General features: G+C 70.9%; 23 protein-coding genes. 7 read left to right on the top strand and 16 right to left on the bottom strand.

From position 1 onward, the window contains the following. Positions 1–65: 65 nt before the first annotated feature. Positions 66–596: an NADPH-dependent FMN reductase gene (locus FGM06_RS07075; RefSeq protein WP_144798401.1), complete on the bottom strand. Its 531-nt coding sequence runs from the start codon at positions 594–596 to the stop codon at positions 66–68. Positions 597–704: 108 nt separating this feature from the next. Here FGM06_RS07075 and FGM06_RS07070 point away from each other — a divergent pair, with 108 nt between their 5' ends. The 3 genes from FGM06_RS07070 to FGM06_RS07060 all read left to right on the top strand — a co-directional run bounded on the left by FGM06_RS07070 (position 705) and on the right by FGM06_RS07060 (position 3,380). Next, a complete protein-coding gene (locus tag FGM06_RS07070; RefSeq protein ID WP_144798400.1) occupies positions 705–2,084 on the top strand; it encodes a phosphoglucomutase/phosphomannomutase family protein in 1,380 nt (459 codons plus the stop codon). Between the two features lie 158 nt (positions 2,085–2,242). Beyond that, entirely contained in the window at positions 2,243–2,575 is a 333-nt protein-coding gene (locus tag FGM06_RS07065) for a hypothetical protein (protein ID WP_144798399.1), read from the top strand. A 61-nt stretch (positions 2,576–2,636) separates the two neighbouring features. Next, positions 2,637–3,380 carry a DNA polymerase sliding clamp gene (locus tag FGM06_RS07060; protein ID WP_144798398.1) on the top strand — a complete coding sequence of 248 codons (744 nt, stop codon included), beginning with the start codon at positions 2,637–2,639 and terminating at the stop codon, positions 3,378–3,380. Between the two features lie 54 nt (positions 3,381–3,434). Here the strand turns inward: FGM06_RS07060 and FGM06_RS07055 are convergent, their stop codons facing one another. From FGM06_RS07055 to FGM06_RS07045, 3 genes are all read right to left on the bottom strand, one after another. Next, complete coding sequence (locus FGM06_RS07055; RefSeq protein ID WP_144798397.1) at positions 3,435–5,234, bottom strand: histidine kinase N-terminal 7TM domain-containing protein; 1,800 nt, start codon at positions 5,232–5,234, stop codon at positions 3,435–3,437. Between the two features lie 76 nt (positions 5,235–5,310). After that, on the bottom strand, positions 5,311–6,720 hold the full coding sequence (locus FGM06_RS07050) for an MFS transporter (RefSeq protein WP_144798396.1): 1,410 nt from the start codon (positions 6,718–6,720) through the stop codon (positions 5,311–5,313). Positions 6,721–6,754: 34 nt separating this feature from the next. Next, the gene (locus FGM06_RS07045; RefSeq protein ID WP_144798395.1) at positions 6,755–7,348 is read right to left on the bottom strand and encodes a DUF7474 family protein; all 594 of its coding nucleotides are present in this window, start codon (positions 7,346–7,348) and stop codon (positions 6,755–6,757) included. A 150-nt stretch (positions 7,349–7,498) separates the two neighbouring features. Between FGM06_RS07045 and mdh the strand changes: the two genes are divergently transcribed. Then, positions 7,499–8,413, top strand: coding sequence for a malate dehydrogenase (gene mdh, locus FGM06_RS07040; protein WP_144798394.1), 915 nt, complete (start codon positions 7,499–7,501; stop codon positions 8,411–8,413). Positions 8,414–8,897: 484 nt separating this feature from the next. Here mdh and FGM06_RS07035 read toward each other — a convergent pair whose 3' ends face one another. Together FGM06_RS07035 and larE are read right to left on the bottom strand one after the other, a co-directional pair. Continuing rightward, positions 8,898–9,101 carry a hypothetical protein gene (locus tag FGM06_RS07035; protein WP_144798393.1) on the bottom strand — a complete coding sequence of 68 codons (204 nt, stop codon included), beginning with the start codon at positions 9,099–9,101 and terminating at the stop codon, positions 8,898–8,900. Between the two features lie 99 nt (positions 9,102–9,200). Continuing rightward, complete coding sequence (gene larE, locus FGM06_RS07030; RefSeq protein WP_144798392.1) at positions 9,201–10,157, bottom strand: ATP-dependent sacrificial sulfur transferase LarE; 957 nt, start codon at positions 10,155–10,157, stop codon at positions 9,201–9,203. Positions 10,158–10,292: 135 nt separating this feature from the next. Here larE and FGM06_RS07025 point away from each other — a divergent pair, with 135 nt between their 5' ends. Continuing rightward, the gene (locus FGM06_RS07025) at positions 10,293–12,287 is read left to right on the top strand and encodes a MutS-related protein (RefSeq protein ID WP_144798391.1); all 1,995 of its coding nucleotides are present in this window, start codon (positions 10,293–10,295) and stop codon (positions 12,285–12,287) included. A 57-nt stretch (positions 12,288–12,344) separates the two neighbouring features. Here FGM06_RS07025 and FGM06_RS07020 read toward each other — a convergent pair whose 3' ends face one another. From FGM06_RS07020 to FGM06_RS07010, 3 genes are all read right to left on the bottom strand, one after another. Next, entirely contained in the window at positions 12,345–12,725 is a 381-nt protein-coding gene (locus FGM06_RS07020) for a RidA family protein (RefSeq protein WP_144798390.1), read from the bottom strand. 85 nt (positions 12,726–12,810) lie between these two features. Next, entirely contained in the window at positions 12,811–15,762 is a 2,952-nt protein-coding gene (gene uvrA / locus FGM06_RS07015) for an excinuclease ABC subunit UvrA (RefSeq protein ID WP_144798389.1), read from the bottom strand. A gap of 79 nt (positions 15,763–15,841) precedes the next feature. Continuing rightward, positions 15,842–18,091: a twin-arginine translocase subunit TatC gene (locus FGM06_RS07010; protein WP_144798388.1), complete on the bottom strand. Its 2,250-nt coding sequence runs from the start codon at positions 18,089–18,091 to the stop codon at positions 15,842–15,844. A gap of 122 nt (positions 18,092–18,213) precedes the next feature. On the opposite strand from FGM06_RS07010, the gene tatC reads away from it, so the two are divergent. Both tatC and FGM06_RS07000 read left to right on the top strand, forming a co-directional pair. Next, on the top strand, positions 18,214–19,407 hold the full coding sequence (tatC, locus tag FGM06_RS07005; RefSeq protein ID WP_144798387.1) for a twin-arginine translocase subunit TatC: 1,194 nt from the start codon (positions 18,214–18,216) through the stop codon (positions 19,405–19,407). 168 nt (positions 19,408–19,575) lie between these two features. Beyond that, complete coding sequence (locus FGM06_RS07000) at positions 19,576–19,815, top strand: hypothetical protein (RefSeq protein WP_144798386.1); 240 nt, start codon at positions 19,576–19,578, stop codon at positions 19,813–19,815. A gap of 169 nt (positions 19,816–19,984) precedes the next feature. Here the strand turns inward: FGM06_RS07000 and FGM06_RS06995 are convergent, their stop codons facing one another. From FGM06_RS06995 to lysX, 7 genes are all read right to left on the bottom strand, one after another. Then, positions 19,985–20,338 carry a hypothetical protein gene (locus FGM06_RS06995; RefSeq protein ID WP_144798385.1) on the bottom strand — a complete coding sequence of 118 codons (354 nt, stop codon included), beginning with the start codon at positions 20,336–20,338 and terminating at the stop codon, positions 19,985–19,987. 61 nt (positions 20,339–20,399) lie between these two features. Further along, entirely contained in the window at positions 20,400–21,299 is a 900-nt protein-coding gene (argF, locus tag FGM06_RS06990) for an ornithine carbamoyltransferase (RefSeq protein ID WP_144798384.1), read from the bottom strand. A gap of 78 nt (positions 21,300–21,377) precedes the next feature. Next, positions 21,378–22,580, bottom strand: a complete 1,203-nt coding sequence (locus tag FGM06_RS06985) for a [LysW]-lysine hydrolase (RefSeq protein WP_144798383.1) — start codon at positions 22,578–22,580, stop codon at positions 21,378–21,380. Beyond that, entirely contained in the window at positions 22,580–23,707 is a 1,128-nt protein-coding gene (locus FGM06_RS06980; RefSeq protein ID WP_144798382.1) for an aspartate aminotransferase family protein, read from the bottom strand. Before FGM06_RS06980 ends, FGM06_RS06985 begins: the two co-directional genes overlap by 1 nt. After that, a complete protein-coding gene (locus FGM06_RS06975) occupies positions 23,704–24,642 on the bottom strand; it encodes an acetylglutamate/acetylaminoadipate kinase (RefSeq protein ID WP_144798381.1) in 939 nt (312 codons plus the stop codon). The genes FGM06_RS06980 and FGM06_RS06975 overlap by 4 nt, the downstream gene beginning before the upstream one ends. Then, on the bottom strand, positions 24,639–25,706 hold the full coding sequence (argC, locus tag FGM06_RS06970; protein WP_394348612.1) for an N-acetyl-gamma-glutamyl-phosphate reductase: 1,068 nt from the start codon (positions 25,704–25,706) through the stop codon (positions 24,639–24,641). Before argC ends, FGM06_RS06975 begins: the two co-directional genes overlap by 4 nt. Continuing rightward, complete coding sequence (gene lysX, locus FGM06_RS06965) at positions 25,703–26,590, bottom strand: lysine biosynthesis protein LysX (RefSeq protein ID WP_144798380.1); 888 nt, start codon at positions 26,588–26,590, stop codon at positions 25,703–25,705. Before lysX ends, argC begins: the two co-directional genes overlap by 4 nt. Position 26,591: the final 1 nt, after the last annotated feature.

The following is a 26,591-nucleotide window of genomic DNA, read 5'->3' as shown; positions in this document are numbered from 1 at the left end:
CGGTCAAAAGGGCGGCGGGTCGGCGTCGGGGCGGCGAGAGCGCTGCCGCTACCGCCGCTACCGCGCTACCGACGCAGTCGCACCGCGTGATCCGTGACGACCCGGCCGAGCCGCTCCGTGCGCCGCCGAACGTCGTCGTCGCGGATCCCCGTCTCGTCGACGACGCCCGACGCCCCGCGGATCCCGACCTCGTGGGGGACGGTCCAGGCGTGGACGTTCCGGAACGTCGACCGGAGGTGTTCGAGCGTCCCGCCGTAGGAGCCGCCGCCGGCGGTCGCCAGCAGGCCGACCGCGGTGTTCTCGTACTCCGTGGAGCCGCAGAAGTCGTGGAAGTTCTTGAACGTCGACGAGTAGGAGCCGCGGTAGACGGGGGTCCCGGCGATCACGCCGTCGGCCTCGCGCACCCGCCGCGTCAGCGCCTCGCTGTCGCCCTGCGCGTCCTCGTCCGGGTGGTACAGCGGGAGGTCGACCGCGCCGAGGTCGATCATTCCGGTCTCCGCGCCGGCGTCGGCCGCGGCGTCGAGCGCGACGTTCAGCGCGGCCCGCGTGGTGCTGTCCGCGCTCCGGCTCCCGGAGACGGCGACGATTCGAGTCATGCCCGTCCTTCGACCCGCGCGCGCAAAAGCGCGACGAGTCCCGTCTGGGGCCCGCAAGGTTCGCGACCGGCACCGGACCTTATTGTCCCCGCCGCCGACGGTGTCGACATGGACCAGATCTCCTTCGGCACGGACGGCTGGCGGGCGACGCTCGACACGTTCACCGACGAGCGCGTGCGGATCGTGGGGCAGGCGGTCGCCGATCACCTCGACGCGGCGGGTCACGACGAGCCGGTCGCGGTCGGCTACGACGCCCGCGAGACCTCGGAGGGGTTCGCCGAGAGCCTCGCCGAGGTCCTCGCCGGCAACGGCTTCGACGTCATCCTCCCCGAGCGCGACGTCCCCACCCCGGTGATCGCGTACGCCATCGTCGACCGCGGGCTGGCGGGGGCCTGCATGGTCACCGCCTCGCACAACCCGCCCGAGTACAACGGCGTGAAGTTCATCCCGCACGACGGCGCGCCCGCGCTCCCGGACGTCACGGAGGACGTGGTCGACCGGCTCGCCGAGCCCGACCTCCTCCCCGAGGCCGAGCGCGGCGAGATCTCCCGTGTCGACCTCGTGAGTGCCCACGCGGACGCGGCCCGCGAGCTCGTGGGCGCCGACCTCGACGGGCTCACGGTCGCGTACGACGCGATGCACGGGAGCGGGCGCGGCGTCACCGACGCGCTCCTCGAGTCGGCCGGCGCCGAAGTCGTCCGGCTCCGCTGCGAGCGCGACGTGACGTTCGGCGGCGACTCGCCCGAACCGAGCGCGGAGCACCTCGAAGCCCTGGCCGACCGCGTCACCGACCCCGACAGCGACGTCGACCTCGGGGTTGCCAACGACGGCGACGCCGACCGGATCGCGGTGGTCACCCCCGAGCGCGGCGTGCTCGACGCGAACCTCTTCTACGCCGCCTGCTACGACCGGCTGCTGGAGGACGACGCCGGGCCCGCCGTCAGGACCGTCTCCACGACGTTCCTCGTCGACCGCATCGCCGAGGCGCACGGCGAGGAAGTGTACGAGACCCCGGTCGGCTTCAAGTGGGTCGCCGAGGCGATGGGGGAGCACGACGCGCTGTTCGGCGGCGAGGAGTCCGGCGGCTTCACCCTCCGCGGCCACGTCCGCGAGAAGGACGGCGTGTTGATGTCGCTGCTCGCCGCGGGCACCCACGCCGCGGAGCCGTTCGACGAGCGCGTAGACCGCCTCCTCGACGAGCACGGCCACATCGCGGCCGGCAAGGTGTCGCTCGACTGCCCGGACGATCGCAAGGCGGGCGTCCTCGACGAGCTGGAAGACCACATCCCCGAGTCGGTGTGCGGCCACGGGGTCGCGAAGGTCGTCACGCTCGACGGGTTCAAGCTCCTCTTAGAGAACGGCTCGTGGCTGCTCGTGCGCCCTTCCGGAACGGAGCCGAAGCTCCGGGTGTACGCCGAGGCCGACGGCGAGGAGGCGGTCGACGAGCTGCTCGCCGAGGGCCGCGAGATCGTCGAACCGCTGATCTGAGCGCGTCGCCGAGGGCGCCCGACCCGGCGCGGTCGACTCCCCGCGGGCCGACTCCCCGCGGCGGGCCGACGACTTTCAGTTCCACTTTGGATTCGGCTCGAATATTTATAAATTAACTCCGTACCGTCGTGTGCGGCCGCCCTCCGGCCGCGAGTTCCATGCACGACGAGATACCCGCGCCCCCGACGAGGGAACCGATCGTCGAATCGGAGACCGAGCACAGCGACGACCGGTGGGATCGCGGCGACGATTCGCGGGACCGCGGCGACGATCCCAGAGATTGCGACGGCGACTCGCGCGATCGCGGCGAGGAACCGCCCGCGACCGGGCCGGCGCCGCCCCAGTCCCGGGACGGGGTCGATCCGCCTGACGATCCGGACGCGGACGACGGCGACGAGGAGCCTCTCGCGTACCGGCTCGAGCGGCTCCGCCTGTGGCGGGCGCTGGCGACGCTCGCGGTCGTCGTCGCCCGCCTCATCCGGTCGCTTTGAGCGTTTCCGTGACGGTCCGATCGGGTGCCTTTTTAGGTGATACCGCCCTAGCCGAACGTATATGTTCAAGGCCATCGTGGGCGCGTCGACGTTTCAGGACGCGCTCGATTCGGTGAGCGTGCTGGTCGACGAGTGTAAGATCCGCCTGAACGAGGAGGAGCTCTCGATCCGCGCCGTCGACCCCGCCAACGTGGGTATGGTCGACCTGACGCTCGAAGCCGCGGCGTTCGAGTCGTACGAGGCCGACGGCGGCGTCATCGGCGTCAACCTCGCCCGTTTGGAGGACATCGCCGGCATGGCCAACTCCGGCGACCTGATCCACCTCGAACTCGACGAGGAGACCCGCAAGCTCCACATCGAGATCGACGGCCTCTCGTACACCCTCGCGCTCATCGACCCCGACTCCATCCGCCAGGAGCCGGACATCCCGGACCTCGACCTGGCCGCCGAGATCGTCGTCGAGGGCGCCCAGATCGACCGCGGGATCAAGGCCGCCGACATGGTCTCGGACCACATCCGCCTGCGCGTCGACGAGACCGACGAGGCGTTCTTCATCGAGGCCGAGGGCGACACCGACGACGTCGACCTCGAGCTCACCCGCGAGGACCTCATCGCGCTCACCGCCGGCCCCGCTGACTCCCTGTTCAGCCTCGACTACCTGAAGGACATGAACAAGGCGATCCCCGGCGACGCCGAGGTCACCATCGAGCTCGGCGAGGAGTTCCCCGTCAAGCTCCACTACGGGTTCGCCGAGGGGCTCGGGCACGTTACTTTCATGCTCGCCCCGAGAATACAAAGCGACTGAGGCGGCTGAAACGGTCGAAAGCGACACTTTCTGACGTTCGCCGGACGCGGTTTCTCACTCCTCGTTTACGACCGGTATCGACACCGTCACAGCCGTCCCGCGCGGCTCGCGCTCGGCGTAGTCGACGTCGGCGCCGACCGCTGCGGCCCCCCACGCGACCACCCACAGTCCCAGCCCGGAGCCGTGTTCGAGCGCGGTCTCCCGCCCGGACTCGACGGCCTCGACCTCGTGGTCGGGGATGCCGGGGCCGTCGTCGGCGACGGTGAGGCGGAACCGGGCGGGGCCGTCCGTCTCCCCACCCCCGCCGCCCTCCCGCCCGAGCGTCACCCGGACCCACGGACCGCCGTCAGCGCGCTCGACGCCCTCGCCGTCGTGGTGGACGACGGCGTTCTCGACGGTGTTCTCGACGACCGCGCGGAGCGCGTCGGCCCTCACGCGGGTGGTCCAGCCCCAAGCGCGCTCGCCGCCTCCCGCCTCCGGGTCCCGCTCCGCGTCGAACTCGACGGTCGCGTCGGGCTCGCGTTCGCGCGTCTCGGCGACGACGCCCTCGACGAGCTCGTCGACGGCGACCGCGCTCGCCGCCCCGTCGGCGAGGAGCCGCTCGACGGTGCCGGCCTTCTCCCCGAGCGCGGCCAGCGCGCCCGACCGCCGCTCGATCGCGTCGGCCATCCGGGCCAGCTCGGGGTCCTCGAGGCGGTCGGCGAGCAGCCCGCCGTAGCCGTGGACGACGCCGGCGTCGTTCCGCAGGTTGTGCCGGAGAACGCGGTTCAACACCTCCAGCTGCTGGCGGCGCCGCTCCCGCTCCGTCACGTCGGAGAAGACGACCGTGTAGCCGACGCGCGTCCCGCTGGGGTCGGTCAGCGGCGAGGCCGACACCGCGTACGTGCGGCGCCCTGCGCCGTGGCCGGCGTCGACCTCGACCGTCTCGCGGGCGCCGCCCTCCTCGCCCTCGTCGCCTTCCCCGCCCGTCCCGACCGAGGGGTCGAGGAACGCGTCCAGCGGGCGGTCGCGGGCGGTTTCGGCGTCGGCGCCGAGCAGCGCCTCGGCCGCGGGGTTGAGCCGGACGACGCGCCGGTCGAGCGCGAGCGCGACGATGGGGTCGGCGAGGTCGTCGATCGCGGTGCGCTCCGCGGCGCGGCTGGTCGTCGGGTTACGGTCGAACATTTCCGCGCGGTCGAACGCGTACGCGTCCAGCAGCACGTGCGGGACGAACATCAGGGGGGCGAGCTGGAGCTGCGGCACCGGCCCGAGCTCCAGCGTCCACGCGACGAGCGCAAGTCCCGGCGGCAGCGAGCTCAGCGCGACCGCCGCGCTCTCCCGGCGGTACAGCGGGCCGTAGCTGAGCAGAGTGTCGACGAGGAGGAAGACGGCGCTGGCGACGAGCACGGTCTCGACGGCGACGACGAGGTACGCCCAGAGGCCGAACGCGTACGAGGCCGTGGAGACGCCGAACGCGGGGTCGATCTCGAACCCGGTCCAGAACGCCCCGTGAAGCGGGTTCGTGGCGAGGAGGGCCGTCGAGAGGAGCCCGAAGCCGACGACCGCGGCGAAGAGGCGGCTCCGGACCACGTCGCTCCGGCCGGTGTACTCCAGCGCGAAGCCGAGGAAGGCGATCCCGGTCCAGACGATCCCGAGCCACGTCGTCCCCTCCAGGACCGCCCGGAGCGTCGGGTCCGCGACGAGGAGGCCGAGGCCGTACGAGAGACACCACGTCGCCTGTGCGGCGAACACGCCGAGGAACCAGTCGACCCCCGGGCGACCCCGGTGTTCGCGGATCGCCAGCGCGAGGCCGAGCGCCCCCGCCCCGCCGGCGAGCGAACCGACGGCGGGCCACGCGGGAACGAGGTCGAGCATCTGTCAGTCACGAGGGAGACGCGCGGCGTAAAGCTATCGCGGCGATTCTCCGCTCCCCGCTCACCTCGTCCCCCGCTCACCTCGCCGACCGCCCGAACGCGACCGCCACGGGCACGAGGAGGAGCGCGCCGATCAGGAACGGGGACGCGACGGCGACGGTGTAGAGGACGGCCATCAGGGGCGGGCCGACGGTCCGGCCGAGGCTCGACGCGCCCTGCGTCACTCCGAAGGCGGCCCCCTGTTCCGCGTCGTCGGCCGACGCGGAGACGAGCGTCGCGAGCGAGACGTTCACGAGCGCGTTCCCGAGCGAGAGCGCCGCGAGCGCGACGAGCAGCGCGACGAGCGGGAGCGTGAGCCACGTCGGTCCGCCGAGAGCGACGTCCCCCAGCGACCGGTCGACGAGCCCGGTCGCAGGGATGGCGACGAGCGCGCCGCCGAGGACGACCGACCCGGCCGAGACGAGCGTCCGCGAGGGGACGATCCGCGAGAGCCGCCCGACGAGGACACCCTGGTTCACCGCGCCGAGGACGCCGACGTAGGTGAGCAGGAACGCCGCCGCGGTCGCGTCGTAGCCGAACGCGTCCGCGACGTACGGGATGAACATCACCTGCACGCCCGCGAACGCGACGGCGACGACGAAGTACGCGACCGTCAGCGGCCGGAGCGCGACCGAGGCGAGCGCGTCGCGGAACTGGCCGATCGCGGTCGTCCGCCCGGCCCGGGCGCCGTCCGCGTCCCCCGCCGGCCGCGTCCGCCTCGGCTCCTCCAAGAAGGCGGCCCCCACGCCGACCGCGAGGAAGCTCATCCCCGCCGCCGCGAAGCTCGGCAGGGAGTACGCCGTCGCCGGCACGAACGCCGGGAAGAGGGCGTCGGCGCGGGCCACCACGGGGTCGGCGGCGAGCAGGCCGCCGATCGCCGGGCCGAAGACGAAGCCGAGCGCGAACGAGGCGCCGACGAGCCCCAGCGCGCCCGCCCGCCGGTCCCGCGGCGTGATGTCGGCGACGTACGCCTGCGCGGCGGCGATGTTGCCGCCCATCGCCCCGGCGAGCGTCCGCGAGGCGAACAGCGTCCCCAGCGCCGCGGCGGTCCCGAACCGCGCGCCCGACTCGCCGGCGTAACCGAACGTCACCCACGCGACGCCGGCGGTCGCCAGCGACGCGAGGAGGACGGGTCGGCGCCCGATCCGGTCCGAGAGCCGGCCGAGCGTGGGCGCCGCGAGGAACTGCGCGAGCGAGTACGACGCCGCGAGCAGGCCGATGAAGGCGTCGCTGACGCCGAAGGATCTGACGTAAAATGGGAGGATGGGGATCACGATCCCGAAGCCGACGAGATCGATGAACACGACGCCGATCACGACCGCGAGCGCGCGCCGCGGGTTGGCGACGGCGGGGGGATGCGGCGGGCCGTCGCCGGTTTCCGCCGCGACGTCGGCGTCGTCGAGGGCGTCTGCTTCGATCGACGCCGAGCCGGCCTCCGGGTGTGTCACGGTGGCGAGACGCCGCGAAGGAACTTAAACCGGGCTACAGGTGGCGCTCGATGACGCGCTTCGCGGACTGTCCCTTCTCCTTCCAGCCGTACCCCTCGTCGTACACGTGGCGCTTGGCGTCGACGAGCTCCTCGGGGGTCGACTCCTCGAAGCCGCCGCGGTCCCACGCGCCGGACTCGCGGAGCCACTCGACGACGTTCTCGCGGGTCTCGGGCCACGAGAGCCCGACCATCTCGTACCACGCGACCATCGCGAAGACGGCGTTGTCGTGGCAGCCCGGGACGGAGCCGTACTCGTAGACGGTCCGCATGGGGTCGCGGGTCGGCTCGGAGACTAGCTCCTTGAACTCGGCGGCGGTGAGCAGCCGGAGTCGGCCCCCCTCCTCGACGACCCGCTGTTCGCGCTCCAAGGCGTCGAGCGCGGCCTTGTGGAGCCCGCCCCACTCGCCGTGGACCGCCTCGCGCAGCGTGGACTCGGCCATCCCGTCGGGCTCGGCGGTGAGGACGGTCAGAAGATCCGTGTACGCCTTCTCGATGGTCGGCCAGCTCACGCCCTCGAAGTCGCAGTCGGAGTCGTGGAGGCTGTTGGTCGTCCGACAGCCGGGACACGGGTAGCGGAACGTCGGCACTGAGTGGGAGTGCGCGGCCGCGGGAGTTAGGGTTTTCGCGACGGTTCGGCGCGGTCGGCGCCCCGCACTGCCGCCGCCGCTCCCGTCCAACGCGACCGATCACGAGGTTCCGAAACGTTTACTCGCCGGCCGACCGCGGTTTCAGACGGTATGACAAAAGTGAGCGTCATCGGTGCGGCGGGGACCGTCGGGGCCGCGGCCGGCTACAACCTCGCGTTGCGCGACGTCGTCGACGAGCTCGTCTTCGTCGACATCCCGGACCAGCGCGAGACGACGATTGGGCAGGCGGCCGACACGAACCACGGGATCGCCTACGACTCGAACACGACCGTCCGGCAGGGCGAGTACGCGGACACCGCCGGCTCGGACGTCGTCGTGATCACGGCCGGGATCCCGCGGCAGGAGGGGCAGACCCGGATCGACCTGGCGGGCGACAACGCGCCCATCATGGAGGACATCGGCTCCTCCGTCGCCGAGCACAACGACGACTTCGTCACCGTCACCACCTCGAACCCGGTCGACCTGCTGAACCGCCACCTGTACGAGGCGGGCGACCGCGACCGCCACAAGGTGGTCGGCTTCGGCGGGCGGCTCGACTCCGCGCGCTTCCGCTACGTCCTCTCCGAGCGCTTCGATGCGCCCGTGAAGAACGTCGAGGCGACGATCCTCGGCGAGCACGGCGACGCGCAGGCGCCCGTCTTCTCGAAGGTTCGCGTGGACGGTCGCGACCCCGCCTTCGACGCCGACGAGAAAGAGCAGATCCTCGCGGACCTCCAGGAGTCGGCGATGGACGTGATCAGCCGGAAGGGCGCTACGCAGTGGGGTCCGGCCACCGGCGTCGCGCACACGGTCGAGGCGATCCTGAACGACACCGGCGAGGTGCTCCCCTGCTCGGTCGTGCTCGACGGCGAGTTCGGCTACGAGGACACCGCGCTCGGCGTTCCCGCGAAGCTCGGTTCGAACGGCGTCGAGGAGGTCGTCGAGTGGGACCTCGACGAGTACGAGGCCGACCTGCTCGACGAGGCCGCCGAGAAGCTCTCCGAGCAGTACGAGAAGATCGCCTGAGGCGCGGCGGACGCCGAGTCCGACGCCGCAGTCCCGTTCTCGTTTTTCGATCGATCCGCGGACCGTTGACTGTCGATCTGATTTATAAGTAGCCCTGAGTGTCGGTGGTGATCGATCGGAACTCAGGATCGCGGTGGCGCGCGCCTCCGAGTGGCCGCCCGTGGCGGCCACGAGGAGCGTGCGCGAGGGAGGAGCGAGCGAAGCGAGCGACGAGGTTGGGGAGGTGTGAGGCTGCGGTTGCTGTGCGGGATGGGACTCAAAGGGGCAGTCGCCGGCGGCTTTGCCGCCGGCTGCCAGAGGCGCGAAGCGCCTCGCTGCCGCGAGGGCGAAGCACGGCGACGCAAGCACTGCAAGGAGCGAGCGTAGCGAGCGACTGAAGCGCGCAGCGAGCCGCGCGAGCCCTCGAGGCTGGGGCTTTGGAGATGTTCACCGACGATCCGCAGCTGTCCGCTTATAAACGAGCGACTCCGTGTTCCCGTCTCACTTATTCGCCGTCGGCGTCCGCGAGGAACGCCACGTCGCCGGCGATGACCGCGCTCGCGACGACCGCCCCGCCGACCAGCAGCGCGACGACGAGCGTCGTCAGCGTCGCCGTGAGCGCGCTCCCGCCGACCGCGACGCCGACGAACGCGCCGACGGACCCGCCGACGCCGCCGGCGATGATCGCGAGCGTCTGTGCCTCGCTCATAGCTGTCGGTTCCTCAACACTCCTAATAAGCGTTCGCGTCGGGCTCTCACGGGTGATAACGCGGGTGGCCCCTCACCACGGGCCGCACGCGTCCGCCGCTCAGCGCGGGTACTGCCGCCCGAGGTCGAGGTCGCCGCCCCCATCGCTGTCGCCGTCATCCTCCTCGCCTCCCTCGCCGTCCGCGCCTCCTTCGGCTCCTTCGCCTCCCTCACCGCCCGGGCTCACGCTGCCGGTCCGGTAGCCGGCCATGTCGAGGGTGACGTAGTCGAAGCCGAGGTCGGAGAGGTGTTCGTGGACCGCGTCGGCGAACGCCGGATCGAGCGCGCGCTCCAGCTCGTCCGGGGCGATCTCGACGCGCGCGAGCCCGTCGTGGTCGCGGACGCGGAACCCCTCGAACCCCCACTCGCGGAGCACCCGCTCGGCCTTCTCCACGCGGGTCAGCCGCGCCTCGGTCACCTCCAGCCCGGTCGGGATCCGCGAGGAGAGGCAGGCCATCGACGGCTTGTCGGCGACCGACAGGTCGTACGCCTCGGCGATCTCGCGGACCTCCGCCTTCGAAATTCCGGCGTCCAGCAGCGGCGAGAACACGTCCAGCTCCTCGACCGCGCGCAGGCCGGGGCGGTGCCCCTCGCCGGGGTCGTCGGCGTTGGTCCCGTCGCAGACGGTGCCGATACCCAGCTCCTTGGCCGCATCGTACATTCGGCCGAGCCGCATCGTCCGGCAGTGGTAACAGCGGTCGCCGTCGTTGGCGACGAAGTTCGGGTCGTCGAGCTCGGAGAACGTCACGGTCTCGTGGCGGATCCCGATCTCGCCCGCGACTCGATTCGCGTCGTCGAGCTCCGCGGCCGGCAGGGTCTCGCTCCGCGCCGTGCACGCGACCGCGTCGTCGCCGAGGGCGTCGCGCGCGATCGCGGCGACGACCGCGGAGTCGACGCCGCCCGAGAAGGCGACGAGGACGCCGTCGCGCTCGCCGAGGGCGTCGCGCGCGGCCGCCGCCTTCGCCGCCGTCTCCGGGTCGAGTTCGTCCCCGTCGGCGGCGAGGGTGTGGTGGCTCATGGCCCCGCGTTCGGGGGCGGCGGGAAAAAGCGCGTCGGCCGCGGCTCGAAACCGATCCGCCGACCGGAATCCGCTCGTCCAGGTCCGATGGCGACCCCCCATCCTTTTGCGCGTTGCCGCGATAGCCGCGAGTAGATGGAGCTGGAGGCGATCCCCGGCGTCGGGGCGAAGACGGCTGACGCGCTGCGCGAGCTCGACGACCCGGCCGGGACCGTCGAGTCGGGCGACGTCGCCGCGATCGCCCGCGCGCCCGGCGTCAACGAGGCCCGCGCGGCCCGGATCGCCCGCGGCGCGATCCGCCGGCGACACGGCGACGACGGCCGCGTGCTGGCGACCGACCGCGCCCGCGAGGTGTACCGGGAGGCGATCGACCTGCTGCGCGAGCGCACCGTCACCGACTACGCCGCCAAGCGGCTGGAGACGTTCTACCCGAGCGCCTCGGCCTCGCGGATCGACGAGGCGCAGTCGTTCGTCGAGGCGGCGGTCGAGCGCGACCCCGACCCCGCGGTCCGCGAGGCGCTCGCCGGCGTCGAACCCCTGACGGACCCGCCGACGGTCCGGGTGCGCGACCGCTGTCTCGCGACCGCCGACGCCGAGACGCTCGCCCGCGCTGAGTCCGCGGTCCCGGAGCTCTCGGTCGAGACCGTCGAGAACGCCCGCGACGTCTCCGAGCTCGCCCGATCGTACGCGACCGTGATCGTCTTAGACGAGGAGTTCGCCGGGCTCGACGTCGAGGGCGACGTCCACGTCCGGCCGGACGCCCTCGACGAGCCCGCGGAGACCGTCCCCGAGCGCCTGCTCGCCTTCTTCGCCGCGAACCGCGAGCGGCTGGAGGCGGCCGCGGCGGTCCACGAGGCGGCAGCCCTCTCATCCGCCGCGGACACGGACGCCCTCCGCGACGCCCTCGCGCGGCTCGACGACGACGGGACGATCGTCGGCGACGAGGAGCTGGAGCGACTCACCGCCGCCGTCGACGACCTCGACGCCGCGGTGTCGACCGCGGAGTCGGTCGCCGACGACCGCCTCAGGGAGGCGATCCGCGAGCGCGACGTGACCATCGAGGGGACCGACTTCCTCTCCTTAGTCGAGCAGGGCGCCCGCGTCGACTCGCTTCTGGACCGCGAGCTGGCCGACGAGTACGACGAGGCGATGGCCCGCGCCCGCGAACACCTCGCGGACGCGCTCCGCTTGGAGCCGGAGGAGGCGGAGCTCGCCGACCGCGTCTTCGGCGACGACCCCTCGTTCCCGGTCGACCACGACGAGAGCGCCGTCTCGCGGCTCCGCACCGAGCTCGCCGCGTCGCGCGACCGGCGGGCCGCCCGGCTGAAGGCGGAGCTGGCGAGCGACCTCGGCGACCTCCGCGAGCCGGTGGAGGCGCTCGTCCGCGACGCCCTCGAACTCGACGTCGAGCTCGCGATCGCGCGGTTCGCCCGCGACTTCGACTGCGTCATGCCCGAGGTGGTCGGGCCGAACGCGGGCCCCGACGGCGACGCGGGCTTCCGGATCGAGGGCGGCCGCTCACCCCTCCTCGACGTCGACTTCGCCGACGCCGAGCCGGTCGACTACGCCGTGTCGGGCGCGACGCTCCTCTCCGGCGTCAACTCCGGCGGGAAGACCTCCACGCTCGACCTCGTGGCGCTCGTCGTCGTCCTCGCCCAGATGGGGATGCCCGTGCCCGCCGCGTCGGTGACCGTCGAGCGCTTCGAGGAGGTCCACTACTACGCGAAGTCGCAGGGCACCCTCGACGCGGGCGCGTTCGAGGCGACGCTGCGCGACTTCGGCGACCTCGTCGAGGGCGCCGACGGCCGACTCGTCCTCGTCGACGAGCTGGAGTCGATCACGGAGCCCGGCGCCTCCGCGAAGATCATCGCCGGCATCCTCGAAGCGCTCGACGGCCAGGACGCGACCGCCGTCTTCGTCTCCCACCTCGCCCGCGAGATCCGCGACGCCGCCGACTTCGACGTCGCCGTCGACGGGATCGAGGCCGAGGGGCTCGTCGACGGCGAACTGCAGGTGAACCGCTCCCCGAAGAAGGGGCACCTCGCGCGGTCGACGCCGGAGCTCATCGTCGAGAAGCTCGCCGGCGACCGCGACACCGACTTCTACGGGGACTTACTGGAGAAGTTCTGAGCCGGGAGCCCCCTCCGGCTCGCCGGCGACGCGGCCGCGCCTCGCCGGGTGCCGCCCTCAGTCGTCGCCGAGCTCCGCCGTGACCGTGATCTCGACGTCGAGCGGCGCGGGGAGCCGGGACACCTCGACGCACGTCCGCGCCGGGTACGGCGCCGAGAGGAACGACCGGTACGCCTCGTTCACCGCGTCGTAGTCGTCCATGTCGGTGAGGTAGACCGTCGCCGACACGATCGCGTCCGAGGTGGTCCCGGCCGCCTCCAGGATCGCGGCGACGTTTTCGAGCGTCTGCGTCGTCTGTTCGGCCACGGAGTCGGGGGCCTCGCCCGTGTCGGGGTCCACGCCCGTCTTCCCGGAGACGTGGACCGTATCGCCGGAGACGATCCCCTGCGAGTACGGACCGAGGGCCTCCGGCACGTCGTCTGTCGTGATCTCTCGCATCGCTCGGAGCGACGGCGCGCCGCGGTATCAAGGTGCGGGTCGCCGCGGACGGACGGCGGGACGACCCGTGCGGAGAGAGGAGCGTTCAGTCGTCGTCCGCGGCCGCGGGCTTCCGGCGGTCGTCGCGCGGCCCCGCGATCTCGACGTCGGGGAGCAGGTCGCGCAGGTACCGCCCGGTGTGGGAATCCTCCTCGCGGGCCACAGCCTCCGGGGTCCCGCTCGCGACGAGCTCGCCGCCGCCCTCGCCGCCCTCGGGCCCGAGGTCGACGATGCGGTCGGCGTTCTTCACCAAGTCGAGCTCGTGTTCGATGACGACCACCGTGTTGCCGCCGTCGACGAGGCGGTGGAGCACGTCGATCAGCTTGCGCTCGTCCTCCTTGTGGAGCCCCGTCGTCGGCTCGTCGAGCAGATAGAGGGTGTCGCCGGTCGCCTTCTTTCCGAGTTCCTCGGCGAGCTTCACGCGCTGGGCCTCGCCGCCGGAGAGCGTGGTGGAGGGCTGGCCGAGCTCCATGTAGCCCAGCCCGACGTCCTTCAGCAGCTTCAGCCGGCGCTGGAGCCCCTGGTGGCTCTCGAAGAAGTCGTACGCCTCGTCGACGCTCATGTCGAGCACGTCGGAGATGGTCGCGCTCTTATACGTGACGTCGAGCGTCTCGTCGTTGTAGCGCGCCCCGCCGCACTGCTCGCAGGGGACGTACACGTCCGAGAGGAAGTTCATCTCGATCTTGACGGTTCCCTGACCGCCGCACTCCTCGCAGCGCCCGCCCTTCACGTTGAACGAGAAGCGGCCCTTCTCGTAGCCGCGGCGCTTCGAGAGCTTCGTCTCCGCGAACAGCTCACGGACGTAGTCGAACACGTCGGTGTACGTCGCCGGGTTCGAACGGGGCGTCCGGCCGATCGGCGACTGGTCGATGAGCCGCACCGTCTCGACCCCCTCGATCCCCTCGATCGCGTCGTGCTCGCCGGGGTCGACGGAGGTGTTGTCGTTCATCTCGCGGGCGAGTCCTTTATAAAGGACGTCGTGGACCAGCGTCGACTTCCCGGAGCCGGAGACGCCGGTGACGGTCGTCAGCGTGCCGAGCGGGATCGACACGTCGAGGTCCTTGAGGTTGTGCTGGCGGGCGCCCCGCACCGTCAGCTCCCCGTCCGGCTCGCGGCGCTCCTCCGGCACGGGGATCTCCTTCCGGCCCGCGAGGTAGTCGGCGGTGACCGACTCGTCGGCCGCGACGATGTCGTCGAAGTCGCCCTGCGCGACCACCTCGCCGCCGCGCTTGCCGGGGCCGGGCCCCATGTCGATGATCTCGTCGGCGCGGCGCATCGTCTCCTCGTCGTGCTCGACGACGACGAGGGTGTTCCCGAGGTCTCGGAGCCCGGTGAGCGTGTCGAGCAGGCGGTCGTTATCGCGCTGGTGGAGCCCGATCGACGGCTCGTCTAAGACGTACAGCACGCCGACGAGCCCGGAGCCGACCTGCGTCGCGAGCCGGATGCGCTGGCTCTCGCCGCCCGAGAGCGTCGACGCCTCGCGGTCGAGCGTGAGGTACTCCAGACCGACCTCCTCCATGAAGCCGAGCCGCGCGCGGATCTCCTTCAGGATCTCCTCGGCGATCGTCGTGTCGCGCTCGCCGAGCCGCGCCTCCATCCCCTCGAAGTGCGCGCGCGCGTCGGCGATCGACATCCGGTTCACCTCGGTGATCGGGGTGCCGTCGACGAGGACGTGCCGCGACTGCTCTTTCAGGCGGGTGCCCTCGCACTCCGGGCACGTCGTCACGGCCATGAACTCCTCGATGTGGTCGCGGGCGCGCTCGGAGTCGGTCTCGACGTGACGGCGCTCTAAGTTCGGAATGACGCCCTCGAAGCGCTCGGTCTTCTCGCGGGTCCCGTTCTTCGTCGTCCACTCGAAGTGGACGAGGTCGTCGGTGCCGTAGAGGAACTGCCGCCGGATCGCCTCGTCTAACTCCTCGAAGGGCGTCTCCAGCGAGACGCCGAAGTGGTCGGCGACGTTGTCGAGCTGGCGGGAGTAGTAGGTGCGGTCGTAACTCCACGGCTCGAACACGTGCTTGAGGGGTTTGGAGGGATCCTCGATCACGAGGCCCTCGTCGACCTCCTTGGTGGAGCCGATCCCCTCGCACTCGGGACAGGCGCCGTACGGGCTGTTGAAGGAGAACGAGCGCGTCTCGATCTCGGAGAACTGGAAGTCGGAGTTGGGGTTGCCGAGCTCCTCGGAGAACTCCACGACCAGCCGGTCGTCGCCGTCGGCGTCCTCGGCGAGCGACCCGGTCGAGCGCGTGTTGGAGGCGAAGGGGACGTCCTCGGGCGGGTCCGGGACGATCAGCTTGAGCGCGCCGCCGGCCTCCTCTAAGGCGGTCTCGACCGAATCGGTGATCCGCGAGCGGGCGTTGGGAGAGACGGTCACGCGGTCGACGATCACGTCGATCGTGTGGTCGTAGTTCTGGTCGAGCTCGGGGTCGTCGAGCGTCAGGTCGACGGGCTCGCCGTCGACCTCGACGCGGGCGTACCCGTCGCTCACGAGCTCCTCGAACAGGTCCTCGAAGGCGCCCTTCTGGTCGCGGACGACCGGTGCGGCGACCTTCGCGCGGGTCCCCTCGGGGAGTTCGAGGATCTGCGCCACCATGTCCTGGGCGGACTGCTCGCCGACCTCCTCGCCCGTGACGGGGTCGTACTGGGTGCCGATCCGGGCGTACAGCAGGCGGAGGTAGTCGTGCAGTTCGGTGACGGTCCCCACGGTCGAGCGCGGGTTGTTCGCGGCGTTCTTCTGGTCGATGGAGATCGCGGGCGAGAGTCCCTCGACGGCCTCCACCTGCGGTTTGTCCATCTGTCCGAGGAAGTTGCGGGCGTACGCCGACAGCGACTCGATGTACCGGCGCTGTCCCTCGGCGTACACCGTGTCGAACGCGAGCGACGACTTCCCCGACCCGGAGAGCCCGGTGACGACGGTGAACTCCTCGCGCGGGATCCGGACGTCGAGGTCCTTGAGGTTGTGTTCCTCGGCGCCGCGGACCTCGATGTAGTCCTTGCTCATTTCGTCCGCTCTTAGCGTGCGCGCGCGGGAATACTCGTCGGTCGCGGCGGCGCTCGGTCGGTATCGACCCCCGCGCCGGTCAGGGCTCGATGACCCTGGAGGGCGGCGAGAGGTTCCGGCGCCCGCCGAACGTGACGAGGAACAGGACCCCCACGCCGACCCCGTACGCCGCCATCAGCGGGAGGGTCGCGAGGATCATCGTGATCACGTCCGCGGGGGTGAACACCGCCGCGAACAGCATGATCCCGACGGTGACCTCGCGCCAGCGCTCCCGGAAGACGCGGTAGGGGACGCCCGCGTTGTTCAGCAGGATCATGAGGATCGGGATGTCGGCGAGGAAGCCGATCCCGATCGTCGTGTAGACGACGAGCCAGAGGAAGTCGCTCACTTGGTAGGTGATCACCATGTCCGCGAGCCGCGCGTCGGTCACGAGCCAGCCGATAAGCCCCGGCGCGATGTAGGCGTAGCCGAGCGCGAAGCCGCCGAGCAGCCCGCCGAGCAGCGCGCCCGCCCAGAGGTACACCTTCCAGATCCGTCCGGCGACGAAGCCGCGGTCGCGCAGGGCCGGCCACGCGTAGTAGAGCGCGACCGGGAACACCGCGACGATCCCGAGCAGGATCGAGAACTTCACCATGAAGATCAGCGCCTCGACGGGGTGGAGCGTGATGATGTTGATCCCGCCCTCGATCTCGGCCGGAACACGCGACTCGAGGTCGTTGCGCACGGTCGCGAGGCCGCCGAGGTACAGCCACGTGAACGCCGCCGCCATCACGCTCCCGAAGACGGCCACGAGCCGGAACGACCGCGAGCGCAGCGAGTCGAAGATGAACTTCAGGTCCGTGTAGTAGCCGCCGATGTCGTCTTCGGCCTCTTCCTCCTCGCCGTCGGTGAGCTCGGAGAGGAACGTCGAGCTCGCGCGGGAGGTCCGATCCTGCATCGTGCCCACCAGGCCGCCCTGGCCGCCCTGACCGCCGGCGCCGCCCGCGTCGCCTGCCCCCCCGTCGCCGCCCGATCCGGTCGCGTCCGCGTCGTCGCTCTCGTCGCCGTCTTCTCCGTCCCCGTTCACCTCGTCGAAGCGGTCGAGGATCGCCTGCGCCTTCTCCGGGTCGTCGTCGTCGATGGCGGCCTGCGCGAGCGAGAGCGACTCCCCCTCGTCCATCTCCGCGAAGGCGGCCGCGGGCGCTGCCCGCACGCCGGCGGCGTCGAGCTCGCCCACGTCGATGGCGGCCGGGTCGCCGTACTGGTACCCCGCGCTCGTCGTGTCGAGGTCGGCGTAGACGGCCCAGAGCGTCGCGACGGCGACGAACGCCAGCGCCCACACGGCGGCGTAGATCCCCGCGGCGGTCGCGGGGTCGACGCCGAGGCCGGCGCCCGGTTCGAGGAAGCGCCAGTCGCTGTTGGCGAGCCGGAGGAGGTCGTTGAACGCGGTCCGGCCGCCGTACTCGTAGAAGGCGTACACGAGCCCGCCGCCGAGGACGGCCGCGCCGCCGACGACGTTCCAGTGGTTCCGCGCCGCGCCGAGCACGTCGATGCGGTCGGAGCTCCGCTGGGCCGTCACGACGAGCTTCGCGAGGTAGAGGCTGAAGCCGTAGAGGGCGATCAGCGGGAACGCCCACATCAGCTGCGTGAACGGGTCCGGCGGCGAGAACACCGCGCCGAAGACGAAGATGGCGACGACCGCGTAGCGCCACTTGTCGCGGAACGTCTCGTACTGGACGATCCCGGAGTACGAGAGCCCGGTGATGAGCAGCGGCATCTGGCCGGCGAGCCCGAACGACAGCGAGAGGAAGACGATGAACTCCGTCCACATCACGATGGAGTAGGTGGGCTGAATCCCGGCCTCCAGCCCGAAGCCGGCCAGGAAGGAGAACATGATCGGGAAGAAGGCGTAGACGCCGTAGCCGACGCCGACGGTGAAGAGGCCGCCGCCGAGGAGGGCAATCCCCGCGAGCTTCCAGCGCGGGATCGGCGACTGCGGCCACGCGCCGCGGGCGCGGAGCTCGTCGCGGGAGACGTAGATCAGCGGCGGGATCGCGGTGATCGCGCCGACGATCAGCCCGATCTTCGCCTGCAGGAGGATCACCTCGAACGGGGTGGTCGCGATGACGTCGGCCTCGGCGGCGACCGCGGGCGACATGTTCGACTTCGTGACGGTGTACAGGAACTCCCAGACGTACACGCGGAGCGCCCAGAACGTCGCGAGGAAGCCCAGCAGGAAGACGACGAACACCTTCTGAAGGTCCTTCTGGATCGACCGGAGGAACGCCTTCGCCGACTCGCGTCCCTCCGCGAGCGACTGCTGGGTATCCTCGTCGAGGGCACTCGCCATACGGGAGTGGAAGTCCGTCCCCGTTATCAACCTTTTCGACCCGCCTCGCGCGCCGCGAGCCCCGGTCGAGCTCGGCTCCATCCGAAAAGGCCTATAATCACCCGGTCGCGTAGGTGAAGTGAATGGACGACTCGGACCGGTCGCGCGACGAGCCATCGGCCCCCGAGGACGACTCGGTCGCCGACGACGCCACCAGCGACGGCGGCGGCACCGACGCGGACGGGGACGAGCCGGACTCCGACGGGGCGGACCCCGTCGAATCCGAGGTGTCTCCCGAGGTCACGCCCGAAGTCGACGGCGCCTCGAGCGCGGATGAGGCCGACGATGCGGACGCTTCCGGCGAGGACGAGGTCGGCGCTGAAGACGACGCCGACGAGGCGGACAACGCTGACGACGCCACCGGTGAGGCGGGCGACGAAGCCGCGAGCGAGGACCCCGACGACCCGCCCTTCGTCCCCGACGACGCCGACGCGGCCGCGGAGAGTCTCGGTGACGGCGGGACGGCGGCGACGGCGGGGGACGCGGCCGCCGCCGGCGCGGTCGAGGACGCGACGGTCGCGGACGACGGCACCGACGACTCCTTCGAGGGATTAGACGCGCCGGAGTCGGACGAGGAGATGCCGCTGGCGGCCCACATCGAGGAGATGATGCGGCGGCTCGCCGTCGTCTTCCTCTTCGGCGGGCTCGCGACGCTCGTCGTCGTGACGGAGTCGACGGAGCTCATCAACTACTTCTGGAGCTACCACATCCCCGAGCCGACGATGAATCGCCCGCGGCTGTACGGCCCCCTCGAACTGCCGCTCACGCGGCTGAAGGTCGCCGGGCTCGCGGGCGTCGTCGTCGGGCTCCCGGCGTTCGTCTACCAGACGTACCGCTTCATGAAGCCCGGCCTCTACGAGAACGAGCGGCGCTACTACCTCGCGGCTGTCCCGACGAGCCTCGTCCTCGGCGGGATCGGCATCGCGTTCGCGCACTTCCTCGTGTTGCCCGCGATCTTCTCGTATTTCACCACCTATACCTCCGACGCCGCGACGATCGCGTTCGGGCTCGCGGAGACGTTCAACCTCATCGTCATCATGCTCGCGTTCATGGCGATCGTCTTCCAGATCCCGCTGTTCATCATGCTCGCGATCATGATGAACCTCGTCACCCGCCAGTGGCTGGAGGCGAAGCGCCTGCTGTTCTGGGGGGCGTTCCTCGGGATCGCGTTCCTGTTCAGCCCGGACCCGACCGGGATGGCGCCGATCATCGTGACGCTCACGATGATCGTCCTCTACGAGGGGACGCTCGCGGTGCTGCGCTGGACCGGGAACTGATCGGGACGCGTCCTCGGATTTTCAACTAGACGGCTCTGTTGACGTGCTCAATTGGTGATCTGTTCTCAGCGTTCTGCTGAATAGAGGGCGCGAATCGTTCACTCCGTCCTTTCCGACCACTGAGGATTGGGACAACATTTTATTAAAAGTGAATCGGGAGCACAAAGCATGCAATCTAAGTCAGAGATACTGAATGAAATGGAGACAGTAGAGCTAGATAGCGAGATTATTTGGAATGGACGAAAACACGCCCAAACAGTTACAGAAGTCTCCGAAAATTCATTCGAAGTTGAGGGGAACCGAGGAGGTCATTATCGGTTCTTCCTCACAGGGACTGATGCTCCGTACCTCAGGAACCTAAACAGCAGTCGAGAGTATGATGTGGATGAGTTCCTAATCGTCCGCTGACTACATCCTCTGTATCGCGCACGCAGTTTGTATCAGATTATAAGGGTCTCACCAGAGCCAAATAACCCGCTCCGCGACCGTGCGGCAGGAGCCGTCATTCGAAGAACGGACGGCGACTGGTCCGGAGCGGGCGGGCCCCGGAGCTGAAGCGGCGCCCTTTTCCGCCGACTCACGCCCCGGGGACGCCGAACGCGCCGACACCGAGACCGAACACGGAGTTGACGACGAACAGGACGACGAGCGCGGCGACCCACGCGCCGCCGCCGACGATGGCCGCTTTGACCCACCCGCCGGGGTACCGCCAGTTGATTACGCCGACCCACACGACCAGCGCGACGAGCGACCCGACGAGCGGAATCCACGACGTGAGCGCCCAGCCCAGCGCGCCGAGCAGGGCGGTGACCACGGCGTGCCCGTAGTCGTCGACGTCGACGACGACGCGCGCGCTCAGGTAGATGGCGAGCCCACCGACGAGGAGCGCGACGACGAACGACACTATCGAGCCGACGAACGGGATAGCCATGAACCGAGACATCGGAGAAGCCACATAAAACCGCGGTCGCCGACGGCCGAACCGGTCGTCGCTACGCGTCGCCGAGCAGTTCGACGAGCAGCGCGTTCTGCGCGTGCATCCGGTTCTCCGCCTGGTCCCAGACGAGGGCCCGGTCGGACTCGAGCACGTCGTCGGTGACCTCCTCGCCGCGGTGCGCGGGCAGGCAGTGCATCACCTTCGCGTCGGTGCCGGCGAGCAGGTCGGCGTTCACCTGGAATCCCTCGAAGGCGGCGAGCTTCTCGTCGCGCTGGTCCTCCTGTCCCATCGAGATCCAGACGTCGGTGTAAACCACGTCCGCCCCGTCGATCGCGGCCTCCGGATCCGTCGTCGGCTCCACGTCCAGCCCGAACTCCGCGGCGCGGTCGAAGACGGCGGGGTCCATCCCGTAGTCGGCGGGCGTGGCGACCCGCACATCGACCCCGGCCATCGCCGCGCCGACGACGAACGACTGCCCGACGTTGTTGCCGTCGCCGACCCACGCGACCGTCGCGTCCTCGCCGACCGTCTCGCGGATGGTGAGCAGGTCGGCGAGCGTCTGGCAGGGGTGCGCCTCGTCGGTGAGCCCGTTGATCACGGGGCAGTCGGCGTACTCCGCGAGCGTCTCGACGTCCCCGTGGTCGAACAGCCGGGCCATCACGCCGTCGACGTACCGACCGAGCACGCGCGCGGTGTCTTTCAGCGGCTCGCCGTGCCCGAGTTGGATGTCGTCGGGACCGAGGAACATCGCGTGGCCGCCGAGCCGCGTCATCCCGGTCTCGAACGAGACGCGGGTGCGCGTCGAGGGCTTCTCGAAGATCATCCCGAGCGTCGCGTCGCCCAGTCGGGGATCGGTCTCGCCCGCCTTCATCGCGGCGGCGCGGTCGAGCAGGGCGTCCAGTTCGGCGGGCGTCACGTCGTCGATGTCGAGGAAGTCGTCGGTGGCGAGTGGCATCGTGTGTGGTGTGTGAGTGTGGTCCGTGGTGTCGTTCGAAAACGGGTGCGTGTGTCGGGGTGGTCGTCGGAGCGTTCGTTACAGTCGCTTCCGACAGACGTCGGTCAGGACGGTCACGGCGCGGTCCAGCTCGGAGAGCGGAAGCCGCTCGTCCGGCGCGTGGTCCAGGTCCGAGTTCCCGGGGCCGTAGGTGACCATCGGGCAGTCCCACGCGGCCGCGAAGAGGTTCATGTCGCTCGTCCCGGTCTTCCGGAGCAGGCGCACGTCGCCGCCGGCGCCGCGGATCGCGACGCGGAACGCCCGCGCGAGGTCAGTGCGAGGGCTCTCCATCACGGGCGGCATCGGGTCGCCCCAGTGGACCGACCCGGTCGACAGCTCCGCCTCCGCGAGCTCGTGGATTTCGTCGACGGGGCGGGAGGGCGGGACCCGCAGCTGGACCTCCATCGTCGTCTCCACGGCGAGCCCGTCGTCGCTCAGGCCGCCATCGATCGAGATGGGCTTCGTCGTCACCTGGTCGAACACCGCGGTCTCCGGGTCGTCGGGCGTGAACGCCTCCTCGACGCCGTGCCACCAGTCGATCGCGTGCTGGATCGCGTTCGGCTCCGGCCGCGAGGAGTGGCCCGACTCGCTCGTGTTCACGTACGTCCCCTCCAGCAGGCCGCGGTAGCCGAGCGTGATCCCGGCCCAGCCGGAGGGTTCGCCGTTGATCACCGCGTCCGGCGCGTCGCGGTCGTCGATGAGGTGTCGGGCGCCCCCGGAGTCGACCTCCTCGCGGACGACGCCCGCGAAGGAGACGCCCGTCTTCACCGCCGCGACCGCCATCGAGACCAGCGGCCCCGTCGCGTCGACGGTCCCGCGACCCCACAGCACGGGCTCGCCGGGCTCGCCGACGCGGACGTCGGACGGTTCCGGCAGTTCGCCCTCGGGGGGCGCCGGCCTCACCTCGACCGGGATGTCGCCCGGGACCGTGTCCACGTGCGAGGTGAGGAGGACGGCGTCGTCGGCGGGCGCCCGGACGTTCCCGACGTCGTCGATCCACGCCTCCCGGCCGTTCGCCTCGAAGAAGTCGACGAGCCGCTCCGCCGCCCGCTCCTCCTCGCCCGACGGCGAGGGGATCGACACCATGTCGTACAGCAGCTTCCGGGCCGGCGTGTCGCAGGCCGCGGGGTAGCCGCCGCCGGCGACGACGTCGGTCCCGGCCGCGGACGACTCGGCGGCCGCCTCCGTCTCGCCGCCGGTTTCCGACTCCGCGTCGCTCTCGCGCCCCTTCCCGGTCGCCATCACCCGATCACCTCCGCGAGGGCGTCCACGACCGCGTCGGCGTGCTCGCGCTCGATCGTCAGCGGCGGCAGCAGGCGCAACACGGTGCGGCCCGCCGGCAGCGCGAGGATCTGGTGGTCGATCGCGAGGTCGCGAAGCAGGCGGTTCGACCCGCGCTTCACCTCGATCCCGATCATCAGCCCGTCGCCCCGCACGTCGCGGACGTCGTCGCCGAGGCGCTCCTCGACCCGCCCGCGGAGGTACGCGCCGACCTCGGCGGCGTGATCCGGGAGGCCCTCGCGCTCGATGACGTCGAGCGTGGCGCCCGCCGCGGCCGACACCACGGGACCGCCCGAGAACGTCGAGCCGTGGTTCCCGGCGTCCTCGGCGATCCAGTCGCGACACAGCGTCGCGCCGATCGGGAGCCCGCTACCGAGCCCCTTCGCGGTCGTGAGGATATCGGGTACCACGTCGTGCTTCTCGGCCGCCCACAGCGACCCCGTCCGGCCGAGCCCGGTCTGGATCTCGTCGAGCACCATCGCGGCCCCCGCCGACTCGGTCGCCTCCCGGACCGCCCGCAGGTACTCGGTGGCGGCGGGGTTGATCCCGCCCTCGCCCTGGAGGGGCTCTAAGATCACCGCCGCGGTCTCCTCGTCGACGGCCTCGCGCATCGCGTCGGCGTCGCCGTACTCGACGAACTCCACGCCGCCCGCGAGCGGCTCGAACCCCTCCTTGTACTTCTGCTTCCAGGTGGTCGCGAGCGCGCCCATCGTCCGGCCGTGGAACCCCTGCGTCGTCGCGATTATCTTCTCGCGGCCCGTCGCGTGCCGGGCGAACTTCAGCGCGGCCTCGTTCGCCTCCGTGCCGGAGTTACAGAGCCAGACGTCGTCGACGTCGCCGGGGCCCGCCTCGGAGAGCCGCTCGTACAGCGCCGTCCGCGCCGCGTGCGGGTACGACGCCTGCACGTACATCAGCTCCTCCAGCTGGCTCGTCGCGGCGTCGACGACCTCGGGGTGGCAGTGGCCCACCGGCGTGCAGGCGTAGCTCGCCCCGAAGTCGAGGTAGTCGGTGCCGTTCGTATCGGTGACGTGGACGCCGTCGCCCGAGGCGATCTCGATCGGTTTCTCGGAGAAGACGAAGCCGCTCATGCGTCGACCGCCTCCGTCTCCTCCGCGTCCCCGTCGTCGTCCGGGTCGGCGCCGTCGTCACCGCTGCCGCTCCCGAGCGCCGCCCGCTCGATCGTCGTCCCCGAGCCGCCGAGCGCGGCGACGATGGGGTCGTCGACGTTGGCGTCGGCGACGACGACGCGCCCGGAGCCGCCCGAGAGCGCCTCTTTCGCGGCCATCACCTTCTTTCCCATGAACCCCTCGGCGGCGGCTTCGACCGCCGCCAGCTCGTCCGGCGTCGACGCCGACTCGATCAGCGTGTCCGGGTCGTCCGGGTCCGCGTAGACGCCGGCCACGTCCGTCAGCAGGACGAGGTCCGCGCCGAGCGCGCCCGCGACCGCGGCGGCCGCCCGGTCGGCGTCGGCGTTGACCGGGGTGACGCCGCCGTCGCTCTCTTTCCCCTCCATCGGGGGCGAGACGACGGGGGTGTAGCCGTCGGCGAGGAGCCCGGTCAGCAGATCGGCGTTCACCGACTCGATCCGGCCGGAATGCTCGCCGCGGCGGATCTTCTTTTTCCCGTCCTCGACCACGCGAACCGCCGACTTGCGGGGCCCCGAGAGGAGCCCGCCGTCGACGCCCGAGAGGCCGACCGCGTCGACGCCGGCCTCGCGGAACCGCGCCGTCAGCTCCGTGTTGAGCTTGCCGGCCATCGCCATCGTGAACGCCTCCATCGCGTCGGCGTCGGTGAACCGACCCGTGACGCCGGAGGCGCTCTCGACGTACTCCGGCTCCATACCGAGCCGCTCGATCGTCTCGTCGACGACCGTCGAGCCGCCGTGGACGACGACGACCTCACGGCCGTCGGCGCCGAGGTGGGCGACGTCGCCGACCGCGCCGGCCGGGTCGACCGCCTTCGCGCCGCCGATCTTGACGACGACGGGCGGCTCCTTGGCGGAATCTGACTGATCGTCGCTCATGGCGATCCCACCGGGTGGAGTCCCCCGAACTCGAGGCCGGCGGTCTCGGGCAGTCCCAAGGCGACGTTCGCCGCGTGGACCGCCTGGCCCGCCGACCCCTTGGTCATGTTGTCGATCGCCGAGAAGACGACGACGCGCCGGTTGCCGGGGTCGAGCTCGAAGCCGACCTCGCCGTGGTTCGTGCCGGCGACCGACTTCGGCTCGGGGTAGCGGTAGACGCCGCCCCCGCCGGAGACGATCCGCATGAACGGCTCGTCGGCGTACGCCCCGCGGTACGCTTTCCACAGGTCCCCCTTCGAGACGGGCTCGTCTGGGAAGACGTGGCAGGTCGCGCTCGCGCCGCGCACCATGTCGACCGCGTGCACCGTGAAGGAGACGTCGAGCCCGAGGTACGCCTCGATCTCCGCCTCGTGGCGGTGGCCGGTCGGGGCGTACGGGCGCACGACCCCGGAGCGCTCCGGGTGCGAGGAGGCCGCGCCGCCGCCGGCGCCGCCCTCCGAGGAGCCGACCTTCACGTCGACGACGACCTCGCCGGTCTCGGGGCCGAGCGCGCCGGCGTCCACGAGCGGCTTCAGCCCGAGGATCGTCGTCGTCGCGTTACAGCCGCCGCCGGCGATCAGGTCGGCGCCGGGGAGGTTCTTGCGGTTGATCTCGGGGAGCGCGTACTCCGCGCGCTCCAAGTACTCCGGCGACTCGTGGCCGTCGTACCACTCGTCGTAGGCGTCGGCCTCGGGGAGCCGGAAGTCGGCCGAGAGGTCGACGACGGTGTCGGCGACCTCGAAGTACTCGTCGATGCGCCCCATCGAGACGCCGTGCGGCGTCGCCGAGAAGAGCACGTCGACGGACTCCAGGTCGTCTGGATCGGAGAAGCGCAGGTCGAGCCCCCGCAGGTTCGGGTGCGACCGACCGACGGTCATGTTGTCCGCCGACCGCGACGTGGCCTGCACCACGTCGAACGCGGGGTGGCCGGCGAGGATCCGCAACAGCTCGCCGCCGGTGAACCCCGTGCCGCCGACGACGCTGGCGGTGTACGTCTCCGCGGGCGTCATGTCGTCGGCGCTCATGTGTGCGCCTCCGCGGCGTCGTCAGCGTTCTCGACCTTCGCCTCCAGCCAGTCGACGACCCTCGCGGGGACGTCGACGTCGGTGGCCGAGTCGAGCGCCTTGAACTCGACCGTGTGGTTCACCTCGTGGACGGTGTACTCGCCGGAGTCGGTGCCGCCGACCTCCATGAGGTCGACGCCGAGCATTCCGCCGCCGACAGCGTCGGAGGCGCGCTCGACCAGCTCGGTCGCGCGGTCGTCGAGGTCGAACGCCTTCGTCTCGCCGCCCTTCGCGGCGTTCGTGAGCCAGTGGTCCGACGACCGGGTCATCGCGGCGACCGGTTCGCCGTCGACCGCCAGCGCGCGGATGTCCCGGCCGGGCTTGTCGACGAACTCCTGAATGTAGAACACCTTGTGCTCGTAGTGGCCGAGCGTCTCCTTGTGCTCTAAGATCGCCTCGGCGGCGTCGCGGGTGTCGATCTTCGCCATCAGCCGGCCCCACGAGCCGACGACCGGCTTGAGCACGCAGGGGTAGCCGAACGACTCGATCGCCTCCAGCGCGGCCTCCTTGGTGAACGAGACCTCGGTCGCCGGGGTCGGAACGTCGGCGTTCGCGAGCGCGAGCGAGTTCTTCGCCTTGTCGGCGCAGACGTCGCCCGTCTCGGGCGAGTTCACCACCGGGACGCCGTAGCTGTCGAGGAACTTCGTCGCGTACAGCGATCGGCTCGTCGACAGGCAGCGGTCGACGACCAGATCCAGATCGCCGACGTTCGCCGTCGTCGACTCCAGCCCGAACCGCTCCTTGCGGACGTCGATCTTCTCGACGTCGTGATCCCGGTCGCGGAGCTCGTTGAGCAGGAGCTTCTCGTCCTTCCGGATCCGGGAGTAGAGGATCCCTACGCGCATG

It is taken from the genome of Halorubrum depositum (assembly GCF_007671725.1).
Classification (GTDB): Archaea; Halobacteriota; Halobacteria; order Halobacteriales; family Haloferacaceae; genus Halorubrum; species Halorubrum depositum.
Note: the sequence above shows the minus strand (reverse complement) of the source record. Positions and strands in the feature narration are given on the sequence as shown.